This window comes from Amycolatopsis sp. NPDC031561 (assembly GCF_055580625.1).
The window spans coordinates 159569-177093 of record NZ_JBVILA010000018.1; the positions used below are offsets into that span (position 1 = coordinate 159569).

Sequence of the window (17525 nt, forward strand, 5' to 3'; positions counted from 1 at the left end):
TCAAAGTAGGGAAGGAGGCCTTCACGGCGTTCTAGGGCGTGTTTCATAAGCCATGTTCGCGGTCTTCGCGCCCAGGTGGCCCTGACGGCACGGGCGGACGCGGCCGAGTACGACCCGGTACGAGGCCGATCCGCCCGCACCGTCAGGAACCACCTGGATCACGAAGCCCATCGAACAGACTTATGAAACACGCCCTAGCCCTGGAACTCGTAGGCACCCGCGTCGACCCGGGCTCCGGCGTACACCGGATTCCCGTCGACGTCGCGATCGTCGTACTTCGTGGTGCCGAGGTCGATCGCCGGGCTCCCCGCCTTGAGGGCGAGGTTCGTCGCCGACGTGAACTTCGGGTCGGCCACCTTGTCCGTCGACCCCGCCGTGAACTGCCGGAGTCCGCCGAAGTAGACGTTGTGGTCTGTCGCGGTGAAGGTCGTGTCCGCGTAGCCGACCTTGTACGCCGCCTGGACGACGTTCTGCGTCATCTTCAGCACCTGGTTCGTGCAGCCGCCGTAGCAGACGAAACCCTCCGACTCGGCGTTCGAGAGCCTGAGCGAGTTGTTGCGGAACAGGGTCCCCAGCACCGGCCCGTTGCCGTCCCCCGCGCCGCGCGTGATGATGCCGCCGCGTGTCTTGGCGCCGAAGATCGCGTTGTACTCGAAGACGTTGCCGGTCGAGACGCCGTCGGGATCCTTCGCGTCGGTGCCGAGTTCGGTGAAGGTCTCGTTGTCCTCGGAGATGTTGTGGTGGATGACGTTGCGGGAGCCGTAGAAGATTTCGACAGCGGCGCCGTCGAGACCGCCGAAGTCGTCGGACTTCGCGATCGAGCCGCTGATCCGGTTCCAGCCGATGTCGGAGTCGTTGCCCTGGACCAGCACGGCGAACGCGCCGGAGTCGTCGTTGCCGCCGGGCGTCACGACGGTCATGTGGTTGTTGTCGACGAGGTCGTTCTGCGTGACTTCGGTGTGGTCGGCCGACGGCGCGATGTAGACGCCCGCGCCGGCGCCGGTGATGAGGTTCGACAGCACCTTGTTGCGGTCGCCGGAGACCTTCACGCCTGCCCACGAGCAGCGGCCCGCGTCGGCAGCGACGCCGATCTGGAGGTCCCGCACCACGTTGTCGTTGCCGGGCAGGTCGACGCACGCTTCGGTATCGCCCTTGACGATCGGACGGGCGCCGGTGCCGTACGCCCCGATGGTGACGCCGGAGCCCTTCACGGCGAGGCCGCTGGGCCAGTTGCCGCCTCGCTTCAGCAGCACGGTGTCGCCGGGTGCCAGCGTGGTCGTGGAGACCTTCGTCAGTGACTTCCAAGCGGTCTGCTGCGAAGTGCCGCTCGCGGTGTCACTGCCGGAGAGTTGATCGACGTAGTAGGTCTTCGAAGCGGCTTCGGCCGTAGTGAATCCGGTGCACGCGAGGGCGGCGAGCACGCTGACGGAAAGCAGTTTCCAGGACATTCCGCGGACCGTAACCACCCGTCGCACAAGGGTCGTACAAAGACGCCGTCGGCTCTAGCATGATCCGATGCGCAGGCCCTCGCGGATTCTCGTAGTGGCCGCATTGCTGCTCAGCGCCGTTGTCGCGAGCAGCGGCGTCGCGCCCGCGCCGCGGCCTGTGGTTCCGTCCGCGGGGTTGAACGAACTCTGGAACAGCTACGGCGATCAGGGCGGGCACTGGACCGGCGGAGATCGCACGGTTTCGGTCCCGCTGCCGGACGGCCGCACCGCGTGGCTGTTCTCGGACACGTTCCTGGGCAGGGTGAACCCGGACCACAGCCGCCCGCCGGACAGCCCGATCGCCCGCAACACCCTGGTCGTCCAGCGGCCCGACGGCACGCTGGGGGAGACGCTGCACGGTGGCACCGCCGACGACCCGGAGCCCCTGATCGCAATCCCGGGCTCGGACGAGCATTACTGGGTTGGTGACGGCGCCGTCGAAGGCGATGTCCTGCGGGTGCTCTACAACCGGTACAGGACGACGGGGCCCGGCGGACTCGACTTCCGGAGAACCGGGACCTCTCTGGTCACCTTCCGGTTGCCCGCGCTGACGCCGTCCGAGGTGCTGGTGATCCCGGTGAGCGATCGGGTCGCGTGGGGATCGGAGCTGCTCGAAGACGGCGGTCACACCTACGTCTACGGCGCCGAACAGGGACGTCTCAGGCTCGCCCGGGTGCCCATCGGGGGTCTTCGCGGGCCGTGGCAGTTCTGGACCGGCGCCGGCTGGTCGTCCCACGAAGAGGACGCCCTCCGGATGCTGGCCGGGATCGGGACGGCGTTCTCGGTGACCCGGATCGGTGCCGAGTACGTGCTGATCACCATGGACACCAGCCCCGGCTTCAGCCCGGTGATGCTCGCCTACACCGCGAGTTCGCCGACCGGCCCGTTCGGTGCTCCGGTCGTCCTCCACCGGGCACCCGAAGCGAATGAGCGGCGGATCGTCTACGACGCGACGGCACATCCGCAGCTGAGCCGTCCGGGGAAGCTCACTGTGTCGTACAACGTGAACAGCCTCGATCACGGCGACAACTTCGCGGACGCGCGGATCTACCGGCCGCGGTTCGTGGAGGTGGACTGGCTACCCGTTCTGGGGAGATCGTGAGTGGTAAGGACGGTTCTATATAACCGTCCTTACCACTCACGAGCCCGACCCGCGCTCAGTCGAGAACGCGGTCGTCCCGCGGCGATTCGATGGTCAAGGGGAGCGAAGCGCCGTCGGTGAGCTGATTCAGCTGGGTCATGGTCCGGTCCAGCTGCTCCGCCAGACGCGGGATCGTGCTCGACGGCAGGTAGGCCTCGGCCCCGGCGTCGAGAAGGCGGCGGACCGGGCCTTCGAACTTGACGCCGAGTTCGGCGTCCTCGATCTCCGTGATCACGATCCGGGCCTTCGGGTAGAGCGCTCGGAAGTTGCCGATCAGCTGCGGGCTGGCAGGCGGCACCAGGAGGACGTCGACGGTCGGGGGAGCCGAATGCAGGTCCAGGACGAGGTAGCCGGGGCCGAGCCGCTCGGACAACGAGTCCCGCGCGGAAGCCGACAGCTTCATGGCGGTGGCCACGACCGTGACCTCGTCGGAGTCCGCCGTAGCGAACCGCTCTTCGGGAAAAGAGCCGGAAATCGTCCCGATCGTCTCGCCGTTCCGGGTGATGGGCAGCTCTTCGCCGGGGCGGAGGGTGTCGATGAGCGCCACGAGTTCTTCAGGAAGCTGGGTGGCGTCGACCCACCGCTCGGACTGATCACTCATCACCCCATGATGGCCCCCTTCCTCGCCCGGAGAGCAAGGAAGGGGGCCATCACGAACTTCTAGCGCGGTCGCCCGGGCACGCCGGGACGTGTCTGCCAGGGATGCGGGCCCTCCAGCGGCCGGTATTCGACGCCCAGCGCGTCGAGCCGGGGCAGGTGGTGGTCCCGCAGGCGCGGCAGGAACTCCGCGTAGTCCCGGCCCTCCGGACTGCTCCACGCCACCTCGGCGAAAGCGCTCAGCCGGGGGAAAGCGACGTAGTCGACGCGGCGTGCGGTGTCCAGGTGCTCGGCCCACACCTGCGCCTGGGTACCGAGAATCGTCCGGTCGGCGGGGAAATCCGAGGGCACCGGCTCGTAGCCGTAGATGTCCTCCAGCGTCCGCAGGTAGCCGACGGGGATCGGTTCGTCGGGGTGATCCGACTGCCGGTGGTCCAGGTACACGTGGTCCTCGGGGCACATGACGACGTCGTGACCGGCAGCGGCGGCACGGGCACCGGCCGCCTCGCTCTGCCACGAGCCGATGACCATCGGCGGCAGGTCACTCGCTTCGAGCACCTCGTCCCAGCCGAGCGGACGACGTCCCCGTTCGACCAGGTGCTGGGCGATCTCGCGGACGAACCGGCCGTGTTCCTCGGTCGCGCCGGGTACTTCGTCACCGCCGAGCGCGATGACCTCCGACGGGAAGATCTCCAGCACGTGGTCGAAGACGCCCTTGAAGAAGTCCACAGTGGACTTTTCGGTGTTCAGCAGGGACGTGCTGATGCCCCAGCTCGTCCAGACCTCCCACGGTTCGGCGGTTTCCGGGCCGAGTTCGGGATAGGCGGTGATGGCGGCCCGCGCGTGCCCGGGGATGTCGACTTCCGGGACCACGGTCACCGAGCGCGAGGCGGCGTACGCGACGATCTCCCGGAGATCATCGGTCGAGTAGAACCCGCCGTGCGGGCGTCCATCCCGCTCCGGCCCGTCGTGCCGCCCCACCATGGACGATTTCCGCCAGCCGCCGACCTCGGTCAGCTTCGGGAACTCGGGGACCTCGATCCGCCAGCCCTGGTCGTCGGTCAGGTGCAGGTTGAGCACGTTGAGCTTGTGCGCCGCGAGCAGGTCGATGAACCGCAGTACCTCGGCCTTGGTCCGGAAATGCCTCGCCACGTCGAGTAAACAGCCACGCCAGCCGAAGCGCGGGTGGTCGGTCACCACTCCGCAGGGGATCGTGGCTTGTCCACTGTGGATGGACGCGGCACGGAACGCGTCCGGCCCGATCAGCTGCCGGAGCGTCTGGCGGCCGTAGAACTCGCCCGCCGCGTCGGCCGCGTGCAGGGTCACGCCGGACGGGTCGATCTCCAGCCGGTAGCCCTCGGCGGGCAGTCCGGCATCGGTGCGGAAGTCCACTTCGGACGGTACGGAACACTGGCCGGGCAGCGGTTCCACCGAGACGGGACGGGGGAGCAGAGTTTCGAAGCCAGGCATGTCAGCCCTTCACCGCGCCGCCCATGACGGACACGAGTCGTCGTTGCACGAGAATGAAGAACACCAGCACCGGGATGGTCATCAGGGTCGAGCCCGCCATCACCGCGCCCCAGTCGGTGTCCTCCGGTTTGAAGAACACGAGGATCGCCAGCGGGAGCGTCTGGTTCTCGGTGTTGGAGATGATGAACGTCTTGGCGAACAGGAAGTCGTTCCAGGCGTGGATGAACGCCAGCACACTGATCGCCACCAGCCCGGGCGCCACCAGCGGGAAGAGGATCTGCCAGGTGAACCGCATCCGGCTCGCCCCGTCGATCTTCGACGCTTCTTCCAGCTCTTGCGGCACCGCGGCGACGAAACCGCGCAGCATCCAGATCGCGAACGGCAGGCTGAACGCCAGGTGCACCAGGATCAGCGAGCCGAGGTGGTTGGTGCCGAACGCCGGCGCGACGTCGCCGACCGACCGCATCAGGAAGAACAGCGGAATGGTCAGCGCCTCGACGGGCACCATCTGCGCCACCAGCACCATCACCAGCAGGACGGTCTTGCCCTTGAAGTTGAACCTGGTCAGCGCCACCGCCGAAAGGAACGACAGCAGGAGCGACAGTGCCACCACCACGACGGCGACGATCACGCTGTTCAGGAAGAAAAGGGCGAATCCCTCGCCGCTGAGCACCCGCTCGAAGTGCTCCAAGGTCGGCGTGAGGGTCCACGGCCGCGGGTTCTCTGCCTGGATCTGCCCGGTGGGCTTGAACGCCGAAAGCACCATCCAGTACACCGGGAACGCGACCATCCCGGCGATCACCACGCAGATGATCTCGGCGATCAGCCTGCCGGGCTTCTTGACCCGGCGGGTCTTCGGCGCTGTCGTCACACCCATCCCGCGCTCCGGCGTTGCGACCGGACGTACAGCCCGGTGATGGACAGCAGCAGCAAGGTCATCACGACTCCGAGCGCCGCGCCGAGACCGTATTCCTGTCCGGCGAAGGCCTGTTGATAGGCGAAGACGTTGAGCACGAGGTTGCGCCCGGCCACGCCGCCGCCGTTGGTCATCACGTAGATCTGGGTGAAGATCTTGAAGTCCCAGATGATCGACTGGATCGTGGCGATGGTCAGCAGCGGCCGCACCATCGGCAGCGTGATCGACCACGTGGTGCGCCAGGTCGACGCGCCGTCGAGGTACGCGGCCTCGATGACCTCTTCCGGCACTCCCTTGAGCCCCGCGTACATCGTCACCATGACGAACGGGAACGAGCACCAGATGACTTCGGCGGCCACCAGCCCGAACGTGCTGTAAGTGTCGAAGGTCCAGGAGTGGTTCGCCATCCCGGTGAACCCGAGGCCCGAGAGCACCTCGTTCACCAGGCCGAAGTCCGAGTCGAACAGGAACAGCCAGACGTACGAGCCCGCCATCGCCGGCGTCGCCCAGGCGGCCAGTGCCGCCAGGAACAGCGGGACCCGCGCCCACGAGCGGACCCGGGTGGCCAGCACGGCCAGCCCCGTCCCGAGCGCGAGGCTGCCGACGACACAGACCGCGGTGAAGCCGAGGGTCTTGGCCAGCACCTCCCAGAACTGCACGTTCTCCAGCAGGTCGGTGTAGTTCTGGAAGCCGAGGAACACCAGCGGCGCGTTGCCGACGGCCTGCGGCTGGCCGTAGTCGTAGAACGAGATCAGGACGAGCTGGTAGATCGGGTACACCAGCATCGCCAGCAGCAGGATGCCGCCGGGAGCCAGGTAGAGCAGGGCGGCCCGCCCGTCCCGGCGACGGCGGGGGGACCGCCGTGCCGGGACGGCCGGAGCCGTGGTGCGGGGAATGTCTTTTGTGACCACTTAGCCGAACGCCTTGTTCATCTCGGCGGCCGCGGTGGCGAGTGCGGCCGCGGGGTCCTTGCCGCCGGTCGCGATCTGCTGGATCGCGGTCGGCAGCACGTTCTGCGCGTCGATCTTCGACCACGCCGCGGTGGCGGGGACGAACTTCGTGCCCGCGGTGAGCGTGTCGACGAACGGCTTGACCGACGGGTCGCTCGCGGCGACCTTCTGCTGGACACTGCCGAGCGTCGGCAGGTTGCCCATGGCGATGTACATCTTCTCCTGGTACTTGGCGCCACCGAGCAGTTCGGTGAACTCGACCGCGAGGCTCTTGCGCTTGGTCGCGTTGAACACGCCGAGCAGGTTCCCGCCCGCGAACGCCGGGGCGACCTTGCCCGCCTCGGTGCCCGGGATCGGGATGATCGCGTACTTCCCCTTCACCTGACCGGCTTCGACGGCCTTGCGGTTGAAGTCACCACCGATCGACATGCCTGCCTTGCCACCCGCGAACGCCGTGATGCTCTGCGTCCCGGTGAGGTTGGCGCACTGCTCGGGCGGGCAGATGTCCGCCTTCAGCAGGTTCGCGTACGCCGCCACGCCTGCCTTGGACTGTTCGGAGTCCACAGTGGACTTCCACTTGTCGCCGTCCTGCTTGGCGATCTCGCCACCGTGCGCCCACAGGAACGGCAGCATCGCGTAGGTGTACTTGCCACCGACGGAGATGCCGTACAGCTCGGGCTTCTTGGCGCGGATGGTCTTCGCGGTCTCGGTCAGTTCCGCCAGCGTCGTGGGCGGCTTGAGGCCGAGTTCGGCGAAGAGGTCCGTGCGGTAGTACAACGCGCGGATACCGGTGAACCACGGCAGGCCGTAGGTCTTGCCGCCGGACTTCGCCGTCTCCAAGACCGCGGGCAGGATGTCGGCGCCTTCCTTCCACGACGAGAGATCGCCGGTCAGGTCGGCCAGCGCGCCGGTGGCGGCGTAACTGGAGACGTCGGTGTTGCCGAACTCGGCGACGTCCGGCGCGCTCGCCGGGTCGTTGAAGGCGCCGGAGAACTTGTCCGCGCGGCCTTCCACCGGGATCCACTGGACGTCGACCTCGACGCCCGAGTGTGCCGCCTTGAACTCGGCGATGGCCTCCTTGACCGCGGCCTCCTTGGGGGCGCGGTTGGCCTCGTCGAACAGCCAGACCCGGACCGTGCCGGACTTTTCGTCACCGCCGCTCGCGGCCGGTGTGTTCTGGGCAGGCGAACAGCCCGCGACGAGCCCGAGCGCCGCGAGGCCCGCGATGAGGACGCGAGTTCTCATGGGATTTTCTCCTTAAGCGAATAAGACGGAATTGACCTGGGGGAGCGCCAGTTTCCCGGCGACGGCCCCCGGGAGACCGGTGGCGGGATCGCGCGGCAGCCAGCTGAGCGTGCCGGACTTGTCGCTGGAGACGTAGAACCAGCTTTCGGTCGGATCCAGGGTGAGGTGGCGCGGGTAGACGCCCCCGACGGGCGCGTTGCCCAGCAGGGTCAAGGACTTGCCGTCCTCGCCGACGCCGAACGACGCGATCGTGTCCGAACCGCGCACGGACGCGTAGACGAACCTGCCGTCCTTGGACGTGGTGATCTCGCCCGGATACTGCGCGCCGGGCGTGCCCGCCGGAACGGCCGGGACGACCTGCCCGGCGGTCAGTTTCCCGGTGGCCGGGTTCCACGCCGCGATCGTGACTTCGGCACGCAGTTCGCCGAGGATGTAGGCGTACCTGCCGTTCGGGTGGAAGGCGAGGTGTCGGGGCCCGGCACCCGACGGGAGCTTCAGCTGCTGGTTCAGCTTCAGTTTCCCGGTGGTGACGTCGAGTTTGTAGACGTAGACCGAGTCCGCGCCGAGGTCGACCGAGAGCACCCACTTGCCGGTGGGATCGTTGACGACCTGGTGCGCGTGCGCGGCCCGCTCGGCGCCCTTGTGCTGGGCCAGATCGACGACGTCGCCGAGTTTCCCGCCCGCGAGGATCGGGAGGACGACGACGCTGCCGCTGCTGTAGTTCGCGGCCAGCACGTACTTCTGGCTCGAGTGGACACTCAGATGCGTGGGGTGCTGGCCCTTGGCGGATTTCTTGTTGAGCAGCTTGGGTTTCGCCGGATCGGCCAGGCTCAGCGCGGAGATCTGACCGTTCTCGTCCTCGTTGGTCACGTAGAGCGTCTTGCGGTCCGCGCTGATGTCGAACCAGGAGGCGTTGCTGATCCCCGGAATCGTCCGGTCGACGACCAGCGCGTTGGTCGCCGCGTCCCGGTGAGCGACATCGAGCCCGTGCCCGGAACTGGTGTAGCTGCTGACGTAGATGGCCCCGGTTCCCTTCGGTCCGCAGGTCTGTTCGGAAGCGTTCGCGAGGTGGGAACCGAGAACGGTGGTGAGTCCAGCCGCTCCGACGGCGCCGAGGAAGGTGCGTCGATCGAGTCCGGTCATCGTGATCTCTCCCAGCTTTCAGGTGGTTTAAACCACTGCCATGAGCAATGCTGCCACGCCGAAACCGGAAACGGAAAGGACGGTTTCCAATACGGTCCAGGTTTTCAACGTCTGCGGCACGGTCATGTTGAAGTACCGCGAGATGATCCAGAACCCGCCGTCGTTCACGTGCGAAGCGATGATCGACCCGGCCGAAATCGCCACGACCAGCAGCGCGAGCTGGATCTGCGAGTAGCCCAGCGTCGCCACCGTCGGCGCGACGATGCCGCTCGTGGTCACGATCGCGACCGTCGCCGAACCCTGCGCGATCCGCATGCCGCAGCTGATCACGTAGGCCGCCAGGATGACCGGGAGACCGGCGTTGTCCAGGGAACCCGCGACGGCCTTGCCGATACCGGTCGCGGACAGGACGGCACCGAAGAACGCGCCCGCGCCGACCACCAGCAGGATCATCGCGACCGGGCGGAGCGACTTCGCCGAAAGCTCGCTCAAGTCCTTGCCCGTCAAGCCGCGGCGCAGGCCCAGCAGCCATGACGCGAGCAGCACCGAGATCGTCAGCGCGACCGCGGGGGTGCCGATGAACGCGGCGACACCGGCCGGAGCGGAGTTCTTCGGGAGCCAGATGCTGCCGAAGGTTCCGGCGAGGATCAGCACCAGCGGGACCGCGATGATCGCCGCCACCAGCTTGAGCGACGGCGGGTTCTCCTCCTTCTCGCCTTCGTCTTCCGCGACCAGGAATTCCTCGGGAACCGGCACGTCGATGCGCTTGCCGATCCAGGTCGAGTACGCGACGCCGCCGACCAGGAACGCCGGGATACCGCAGACCAGGCCCATCAGGATGATCCAGCCGAGTTCCACGTGCAGCAGGCCTGCCGCGGCCACCGGGCCGGGGTGCGGCGGAAGGAACGCGTGCGTGATGGAAAGACCGGCGAGCAGCGGCAACGCGTACAGCACCAGCGAACGGCCGCCCTGTTTGGCGGCGACGTAGACCAGCGGCGCCAGCACGAAGATGCCGATGTCGAAGAAGACCGGGATACCGAAGACGAAGCCCGCCAGGCCCATCGCGAGCGGGGCCCGCTTCTCGCCGATGGCCCGCAGCAGCGCGCTGGTGAGCACCTTCGCGCCACCGGAGCGCTCCAAAATGGACCCGAGGATCGTGCCGAGCCCGATGATCGCGGCGATATGCCCGAGGATCCCGCCGAAACCCTTTTCCAGCAGGGAATCCGACGCCTTCTGCGCGGAGCCGACGATCTGCCCGACCGGCAGGCCCGCGGCGAGCGCGGTCAGCAGGCCGACCACGATCAGCGCGATGAAGGGTTCGATCTTGACCTTGATGATGAGGAACAGCAAGACCGCGATCGAGACGGCGGCGAGGGTCAGGAGACCTCCCGTCGAATGTTGGAGCCAGTCGATCATCGGGCACTCCCGGGATTCCGCAGTGAATGGCCGGCGAGGGCGCCGGTCGGTTGACCATCGTCGATGGCGGCGACACCGTTGACGAAGACATAGGGGATACCGGCGGCCTGCTGCCGCGGCTCGTCGAACGTGGCGGTGTCGGCGACGGTTTCCGGGTCGAACAGCACGAGATCCGCCGCGTACCCCGCGCGGACGAGACCCCGGTCGGTCAGCCGCAGGCGTTCCGCCGCGCGGCCGGTGAGGTGGGAGACGCATTCGGCGAGGTCGAGGACGCCGAGCTCGCGGACGTAGCGAGCGAGGTACCGCGGGAACGTGCCCCAGGCGCGGGGATGCGGCCGGGCGCCGACGAGGAGCCCGTCGCTGCCGCCGGTGTGCGTGCGGTGCCGCATGATCGCCTGGACGTTCTCCTCGTGCCCGACGTGCATCAGGCAGGACGTGCCGAGCTTCTCCGAGAGCAGGACGTCGAAGTACAGCTCCGCGGCCGGTTTCCCGGCCCGCTGTGCCGAAGCGGCGACGGAATGCCCGACGAGGTGCGAGTTCTCGTCCCGGCGGACGCCGTTGATCTCGATGGCTTCCCAGTCGATCGGCACGCCGTGCGCGCCGTCCGACCCGGTCTCTTCGATCTCGGCACGGATCCGCTCACGCGTGTCCACATCGGACAGCCGGGCCAAAGTGGCATCGAGGCCGCCTTCGGTGGACCAGCTGGGCAGCAGCGCGGAAAGGTACGTGGCGCCGGGAAGATAGGGATAGGTGTCCAGCGTGATGTCGCAGCCGTCGTCGAGCGCCTTGTCGAGCAGTTCCAGCAGCTGGGGCGCCTTGCCCTTGTTCACCGAGAAGTTCATCGTGGCGTGCGCGAGGTGCAGCGGGCAGCCCGAGCTGCGGGAGACGTCGACCATCTCGCCGAACGCCTCGAGCGCGCCCTTGCCGTAGCTGCGGTGGTGCGGACTGTAGAAACCGCCGCGCTCGCCGACGACCCGGCACAGCTCGACGAGTTCCTCGGTGGTCGTGTACATGCCCGGCGTGTAGGTGAGGCCGGACGACATGCCCATCGCGCCCTCGGCGAGCCCGGTCGCGATGAGTTCCTTCATCGCGTTCATCTCGGCTTCGGTCGCGGGCCGGTCTTCCCAACCGACGGTGAGCATGCGGACGGTGCCCTGTGGCACCAGGTAGGCCGCGTTGACCGCGACCCCGGCGTCGAGCCGGTCGAGGTACTCGCCGACCGAGCGCCAGTTCCAGTCGAATCCGGCGGGATCGTCGTTCCACCCGGCGAGCTGCTGGCGCAGCGCCCCGAGGACGTCGTCGTTCACGGGCGCGTAGGAGAGCCCGTCCTGCCCGAGGACCTCGGTCGTGACGCCCTGCGAGAGCTTCGCGAGGTGATCCGGATTGGCGAGCAGCTGGAGGTCCGAGTGCGAATGCATGTCGATGAACCCGGGCGCGAGCACGAGTCCTTCGGCGTCGATGGTGCGGCGGCCCGCGAGCGAGCCGGGTTCGGCGACACTGGCGATCCGGCCGTCGGTGATGCCCACGTCGTGCCTGGTGAGCGGATCCCCGGTGCCGTCGGCGACCAGTGCGGAGCGGACAACGATGTCCATGGCGATTCTTCCTCTGCGGCGGTGGAGGACGGATCAGAAATGCGTGCGGACGAAATCGAGCACGGTCTCGCCGTCGGGGCCGACGACCGGGATGAGGGGCCATTTGTCGAAGACGGTGCACGGATGCGAAAGGCCCAGTGCGATCCAGTCGCCGACCTCGACCGGCGAACCGGGCGGCAGCGTCAGGAAGGCGTGCTGGTCGTTCATCTTCTGGATGGCGTGACCTTCGAGCGCGGACGGCGGTCCGTCGCCCTTGCGGATCAGGCGGGGTTCGGGCATGCCTTCGTCGAACGAGGCGTCCCGTTTGCCGATGGTGAGCAGCGCCAGTTCGTCCGTCGGCTTCGACGTCACCTGCGCCCAAGCGCGCAGTGCGGGACGGAACGAGGCGACGCCGTCGATGCGCGGGCTCTCGCCCAGCGGTGAGATCACCCGGTAGAAGCCGTCGTCGTGGGTCACGTAGGCGCCGCTGCGCAGGATCGGCAGGACGTCCAGGCCGCCCCAGTCCTTGGTGAGTTCGTCGGCGACGCGGTCGAAGTACGCGCTGCCGCCGCCGGTGACGATGATCTGCCCGGCGTCGTCGAGCAAGCCCTTGTCGTGGAAGGCGAAGACGAGTTCTCGCAGACCGTCCACATAGGAGCTGATCAGCTGGAGCGACTTCTCGTCGGTGTGGTGGGAGAGCGCGCCTTCGTAGCCGCCGGATCCACGCAGCCGCAGGGCCGGGCTCGCGTGCGCGGCCTCGGCGACGGCGAGCGCGGTGGCGGTGTCGCGGACCCCGGTCCGGCCACCCTCTGCGCCGAGTTCGACGAGCACGTCCACCTTGCGGCGGGCGCCGCGCAGGGCCTCGGTCATCAGCTCGACGCCGCGGACCGAGTCGACCCAGCAGACGAACTCGAAGTCGTCGTCGGCGTCCAGTTCCGCGGCGAGCCATCGCAGGCCCGACGGGTCGAGCAGCTGGTTCGCCAGCAGGATCCGGGAAACGCCGAACGCCCGGTAGATCCGGAGGTGCCCGGCGTTGGCGCAGGTGATGCCCCAGGAACCGTGCTGGAGCTGCCGCTCGAACAGCTGCGGCGCCATCGTCGTCTTGCCGTGCGGAGCCAGCGCGACACCACGCTCGGCGCACCAATCGGCCATCGTGCGGAGGTTGTGTTCGACGGCTTCCTCGTCGAGCACCACGAACGGGCCCAGGAAGCCGTCGTCGAACAGCTTCGCGCCGCGGGCGGCGGCCTCCCCGATCGTGAGTCCGGACAGCGAGGGCGCGACCGAGCGGAAGCGCCAGTCGACGCGCTCCTCCCGGACGGCCGCGACCGCGGCGGAATCGATGGTGCCGGCTTGGAACATGAGGTTCACCTCGGTTGCGTATGTTGCAACGGACGTTGCGCATATTGCGTGGGATAGGTGTAGCATCCGGTCCGCTAGAGGTCAACGGCGTGACGACTAGGAGACGCGGAAGTGACAGGTGAGCCTTGGCCGCCCGGGAATCTTTTGATCTTTTGGGGTCGCGCCTTTTTGGCCGGAGGCCCCGCTATCGCGATGGCAGGGCGCTTTTCGGCCGTGAGGCGCAGTGATTTCGCGAGGTGCGCCCTGGCAGCGGGATGGCGGTCGGCGCGATGAAGAGCACTGACGTGTTGTGCATCGGGGAGTCGATGGCCTTGTTCGTGCCGGCCGAATCCGGGCCGCCCGACGAGGTACGGAAGTGGGTGCGGACCATCGGCGGAGCCGAATCGAACGTCGCCTGCCATCTCCCCGCGCTGGGTTTCGCCAGCGCGTGGGTGAGTGCCGTCGGCGACGATCCGTTCGGCCGCGCGCTCGTGCGCGAGATCGCCGCGGCGGGGGTGGACGTCAGCGCGGTCATGGTCGACCCGACGCGGCCGACCGGGCTCTACATCAAGGAAAGCGGGGCTCAGGGCAGTCCCGTGCGCTACTACCGCAAGGGCTCCGCGGCGTCCGGAATGGACGCCGGACTGCTGGGGAAGCTCGATCTCGACGGGGTGCGCGTCATCCACCTGTCGGGGATCACGCCCGCGCTGTCCGACGGCTGCCTCGACCTGGTGCGGGCCCTGATGGAGCGGCCTCGCGGCGACACGCTGGTGTCGTTCGACGTCAACTTCCGGCCCGCGCTGTGGACCGGGCGCGACCCGTCCGTCTTGGCCGGGCTGGCCGCCCGCGCGGACATCGTGCTGGCGGGCGAAGACGAAGCCGAGCGGGTGTGGGGGACGGGAGACCCGGGGCGGCTGCGTGCCGTGTTGCCCGGGCCGAAAACGCTGGTCGTCAAGCACGGGGAGCGTGGGGTCACGCTGGTCGACGGCGAAGAAGCGCCGCTGTTCGCGCCCGCGCTGCGGGTCGACGTCGTCGAACCGGTCGGTGCCGGCGACGCGTTCGCGGCCGGTTTCCTCGCCGCCACCCTGCGTGGCGACGACCCCGTGACCAGGCTGCGGCGTGGTCACCTGCAGGCGGCCGCCACCTTGCTGACCCACGACGACGTGGGGACTCCGCTGCCCGAAGCCGTCGTCGAAGCGCTCATCGGGGCGGATGCGGCAGCATGGGCGGCGGCGAAGCTGACGGACAAGGGATTGGTGGGCGTATGAGCCAGAGCCTGGACAGGGCGCTCACACTGCTGGGCGGGCTCGCCCGCGAGCCGAAGACGCTGGACCAGCTCGCCGAGGAGATCGGCGTGCACAAGTCGACCGTGCTGCGGCTGCTGCGCACCCTCGAGTCGCACCATTTCGTGCGCCGGGAGGGGCAGCGGCACTACCGGCTCGGCAGTGCCCTCTTCGACCTCGCGCAACAGGCGCTGGAAGACCGCGACGTCCGCCGCACCGCCCAGTCCGCGCTCGCCGCGCTCAACGTGAGCACCGGGCACACCGTGCACCTCGCGTCCTATGAGGATGGAGAGGTCGTCTACATCGACAAGTTCGAGGGCAGGCATTCGGTGCGGATGTACTCCCGCATCGGCAAACGCGCCCCGCTGCACTGCACCGCCGTCGGCAAGGTGCTCGTCGCGGCCATGACGCCGGAGAAGCGGGCGGACGTGGTTTCGAGGATCGACTTCTTCGTCCGCACCCCGAACACGATCACCACTCCGGCCGCCTACGGGACCGAACTGGATCTCGTCGCCGACCGCGGCTACGCGGTGGACAACGCCGAGCACGAGGACTTCATCCACTGCATCGCCGCGCCGGTCCGCGGCCCTGGCGGCGTGGTGCTGGCCGCCGTGTCGATGTCGGTGCCGAAGGTACTGCTCGACTACGACGGCCTGATGGGGCTCGTGCCCGAACTGGTCGCCGCCGCCGAACAAGCTTCCGTCCACAGTGGATGGACGGGGAACCGAAAGGGGAAGTTGGAATGAGCAAGACCGCGATCAGCACGGAGAACGCGCCGAAGCCGGTGGCCGCGTTCTCGCAGGCGGTCCGCAAGGGCAACATCCTGCAGGTGGCCGGCCAGGTCGCCTTCGACCCGGCCACCGGCGCCATCGTCGGCGAGACCGTCGGTGAGCAGACCGAGCAGACCTTCAAGAACATCGAAGCGGTGCTCGAGGCCGCCGGTTCGAGCCTGGCCGACGCGCTGATGGTGCGTGTCTACCTGACCGACGTCGACCACTTCGGCGTGTTCAACGAGGCCTACAACAAGCTGATCGGCGAAGCGCCGCACCCGGCCCGCACCACCGTGTACGTCGGCCTGCCCGCGGGACTCCTGGTGGAGATCGACGTCCTGGCCGTGGTGGACTAGTCACTCACGCGCGCTATGAAAGGCCCGTTACTTGCAAATTTTGCAAGTAACGGGCCTTTCATAGCATTGGCGAGGGGCTAGAGCACGCTCGTGTATCCGTTCAGCGCGGGCTGCCCGCCCAGGTGCGCGAAGAGCACGTTCGAGTCCCGCGAGATCTCACCGCGCGAAACGAGGTCGATCAGGCCCGCCATCGACTTGCCCTCGTACACAGGATCGGTGAGCACGCCCTCCAGCCGCGCCAGCGTCCGGATCGCGTCCAGAGTGGACTCGTCGGGGATGCCGTAGATCCCCGCGTGATAGCGCTCGTCCAGTTCGACCTCGCCGATCTCGTCGGCGCCGATCAGCTCCGCGGTCGCCCGGGCGATCCGCGTGACCTGGTCGCGGGTCTCGGCCGGTTTCGCCGAACCGTCGATGCCGAGGATCCGCCGCGGCTTCCCCGAAAGCGCGGCCCCGGCGACCATTCCCGCCTGCGTGCTGCCGGTGACCGAGCAGACCACGACGGTGTCGAAGAAGACGCCGAGCTCGGCCTCCTGCGCCTCGAGCTCGACGATCCAGTTCGCGAAACCGAGCCCGCCGAGCCGGTGGTCCGACCCGCCCGCCGGGATCGCGTACGGCTTGCCGCCGCCCGCTTCGATCTCCTTGACCACGTTCTCCCAGCTCTCCTTGAAGCCGACGCCGAACCCGGCCTCGACCATCCGGATGTCCGCGCCGAGGATGCGCGAGAGCTGGATGTTGCCGACCTTGTCGTACAGCGGGTCGTTCCAGTCCACCCAGCTTTCCTGCACCAGCACGGCTTTGAGCCCGGCGCGCGCGGCGGCCGCGGCGACCTGGCGGGTGTGGTTCGACTGCACGCCGCCGATGGAGATCAGCGTGTCCGCGCCGTCGGCGAGGGCGTCGGCGACCAGGTATTCGAGCTTCCTCGTCTTGTTGCCGCCGAACGCGATCCCGGAATTGACGTCCTCGCGTTTCGCCCAGACCTTCGCCCCGCCGAGGTGGGCGGTGAGCCGCTCGAGCGGGTGCACGGGGGAGGGGCCGAACAGCAGCGGGTAGCGCGGGAAGTCGGCGAGGGTCATGACGTCTCCAGAAGGGCTTCGAGTTCGGTCCAGATGGTGGCGGTGATCGAGCAGGCCGCCTCGACGTCGCCCGCTTCGAGGGCGTCGGCCAGCTCGGCATGCCGTTGGACCGACCGGTGCGCGGGCAGCGAGCCGAAGCGGGCGTACTCGAGCCGCCGGAGCAGCGGTGTGTAGCGGGCCAGCGTCGCGGCGATCGCCCGGTTGCGCGCGGCGGCCACCGGGACGTCGTGGAGTTCGTCGTCGGCGGCGATCGCGGCCGCGATGTCCCCGGCGGCGATCGCGTCGGCGAACCGGGTGTTGGCCGCGCGCATCGCCGCGACCTCGGCCGGTCCCATCCGCGGCGCGCCCGTCCGGACCGCGAACTCGTGCAGCGCGCGGACCAGCTGCAACGCGTCGCGGACGTCGTCGGGCACGAACCCGGCCACCCGCGTGTAGCTCTGCGGCTTCGACTCGACGAGGCCGTCCTCGATGAGACGGAGCAACGCCTGGCGCACCGGAGCCCGCGACAAGCCGAGCTGATCGGCGAGGTCGCCGTCGCGCAGGTTCGTCCCCGGCGGCAGCGTCCCGTCGATGATCGCCCGGCGGATGTTCTCGTAGGCCTCGTCCCTCAGGAGAGACCTCGGCACCTTCGCTAACCCACTCACATCTGAAATGTTAGCTGCCAGCCTGCTCGTTGGGTAGCTCCGGATGTCATGAAAGGGGCTTTCAGGACGAAAAACGTCCTGAAAGCCCCTTTCATGACACTTGGGGGTCCCGGGAAGGCAGGGGC

General features: G+C 68.3%; 16 protein-coding genes. 4 read left to right on the plus strand and 12 right to left on the minus strand.

Features of this window, described 5'->3' with window-relative positions; translation table 11 throughout:
• Nucleotides 1-194 precede the first annotated feature (194 nt).
• Nucleotides 195-1448: a choice-of-anchor Q domain-containing protein gene (locus ACZ5IK_RS30080; protein ID WP_465490776.1), complete on the minus strand. Its 1254-nt coding sequence runs from the start codon at nt 1446-1448 to the stop codon at nt 195-197.
• A 67-nt stretch (nt 1449-1515) separates the two neighbouring features.
• Between ACZ5IK_RS30080 and ACZ5IK_RS30085 the strand changes: the two genes are divergently transcribed.
• A complete protein-coding gene (locus ACZ5IK_RS30085) occupies nt 1516-2589 on the plus strand; it encodes a DUF5005 domain-containing protein (RefSeq protein ID WP_465490777.1) in 1074 nt (357 codons plus the stop codon).
• A gap of 55 nt (nt 2590-2644) precedes the next feature.
• Here ACZ5IK_RS30085 and ACZ5IK_RS30090 read toward each other — a convergent pair whose 3' ends face one another.
• The 9 genes from ACZ5IK_RS30090 to ACZ5IK_RS30130 are packed head-to-tail and all read right to left on the minus strand — an operon-like array spanning nt 2645 to nt 13295.
• Entirely contained in the window at nt 2645-3229 is a 585-nt protein-coding gene (locus ACZ5IK_RS30090) for a hypothetical protein (RefSeq protein WP_465490778.1), read from the minus strand.
• A 59-nt stretch (nt 3230-3288) separates the two neighbouring features.
• Entirely contained in the window at nt 3289-4695 is a 1407-nt protein-coding gene (locus tag ACZ5IK_RS30095; RefSeq protein WP_465490779.1) for a beta-N-acetylhexosaminidase, read from the minus strand.
• Nucleotide 4696: 1 nt separating this feature from the next.
• Nucleotides 4697-5572: a carbohydrate ABC transporter permease gene (locus ACZ5IK_RS30100; protein WP_076157078.1), complete on the minus strand. Its 876-nt coding sequence runs from the start codon at nt 5570-5572 to the stop codon at nt 4697-4699.
• Complete coding sequence (locus ACZ5IK_RS30105) at nt 5563-6522, minus strand: carbohydrate ABC transporter permease (protein WP_465490780.1); 960 nt, start codon at nt 6520-6522, stop codon at nt 5563-5565. The genes ACZ5IK_RS30100 and ACZ5IK_RS30105 overlap by 10 nt, the downstream gene beginning before the upstream one ends.
• Entirely contained in the window at nt 6523-7806 is a 1284-nt protein-coding gene (locus ACZ5IK_RS30110) for an extracellular solute-binding protein (protein ID WP_465490781.1), read from the minus strand.
• Nucleotides 7807-7818: 12 nt separating this feature from the next.
• Nucleotides 7819-8949: a lactonase family protein gene (locus ACZ5IK_RS30115; RefSeq protein WP_465490782.1), complete on the minus strand. Its 1131-nt coding sequence runs from the start codon at nt 8947-8949 to the stop codon at nt 7819-7821.
• A 27-nt stretch (nt 8950-8976) separates the two neighbouring features.
• Nucleotides 8977-10365: a GntP family permease gene (locus ACZ5IK_RS30120; RefSeq protein ID WP_465490783.1), complete on the minus strand. Its 1389-nt coding sequence runs from the start codon at nt 10363-10365 to the stop codon at nt 8977-8979.
• Nucleotides 10362-11957, minus strand: coding sequence for an N-acyl-D-amino-acid deacylase family protein (locus tag ACZ5IK_RS30125; RefSeq protein ID WP_465490784.1), 1596 nt, complete (start codon nt 11955-11957; stop codon nt 10362-10364). The genes ACZ5IK_RS30120 and ACZ5IK_RS30125 overlap by 4 nt, the downstream gene beginning before the upstream one ends.
• 33 nt (nt 11958-11990) lie before the next feature.
• On the minus strand, nt 11991-13295 hold the full coding sequence (locus ACZ5IK_RS30130; protein ID WP_465490785.1) for an amino acid deaminase: 1305 nt from the start codon (nt 13293-13295) through the stop codon (nt 11991-11993).
• A gap of 269 nt (nt 13296-13564) precedes the next feature.
• Here ACZ5IK_RS30130 and ACZ5IK_RS30135 point away from each other — a divergent pair, with 269 nt between their 5' ends.
• From ACZ5IK_RS30135 to ACZ5IK_RS30145, 3 genes are read left to right on the plus strand one after another with little or no spacing between them, the layout of a single operon-like run.
• Nucleotides 13565-14542 (plus strand): sugar kinase, encoded by a 978-nt coding sequence (locus ACZ5IK_RS30135; RefSeq protein WP_465490786.1) that lies wholly within the window; start codon nt 13565-13567, stop codon nt 14540-14542.
• On the plus strand, nt 14539-15303 hold the full coding sequence (locus ACZ5IK_RS30140) for an IclR family transcriptional regulator (protein ID WP_465490787.1): 765 nt from the start codon (nt 14539-14541) through the stop codon (nt 15301-15303). The genes ACZ5IK_RS30135 and ACZ5IK_RS30140 overlap by 4 nt, the downstream gene beginning before the upstream one ends.
• On the plus strand, nt 15300-15683 hold the full coding sequence (locus ACZ5IK_RS30145) for a RidA family protein (protein ID WP_101608771.1): 384 nt from the start codon (nt 15300-15302) through the stop codon (nt 15681-15683). Before ACZ5IK_RS30140 ends, ACZ5IK_RS30145 begins: the two co-directional genes overlap by 4 nt.
• 77 nt (nt 15684-15760) lie before the next feature.
• On the opposite strand, the gene ACZ5IK_RS30150 is transcribed toward ACZ5IK_RS30145, so the two are convergent.
• Entirely contained in the window at nt 15761-16756 is a 996-nt protein-coding gene (locus tag ACZ5IK_RS30150) for a 1-aminocyclopropane-1-carboxylate deaminase (protein WP_465490788.1), read from the minus strand.
• A complete protein-coding gene (locus ACZ5IK_RS30155; protein WP_465490789.1) occupies nt 16753-17400 on the minus strand; it encodes a GntR family transcriptional regulator in 648 nt (215 codons plus the stop codon). Before ACZ5IK_RS30155 ends, ACZ5IK_RS30150 begins: the two co-directional genes overlap by 4 nt.
• Between the last annotated feature and the right edge of the window lie 125 nt (nt 17401-17525).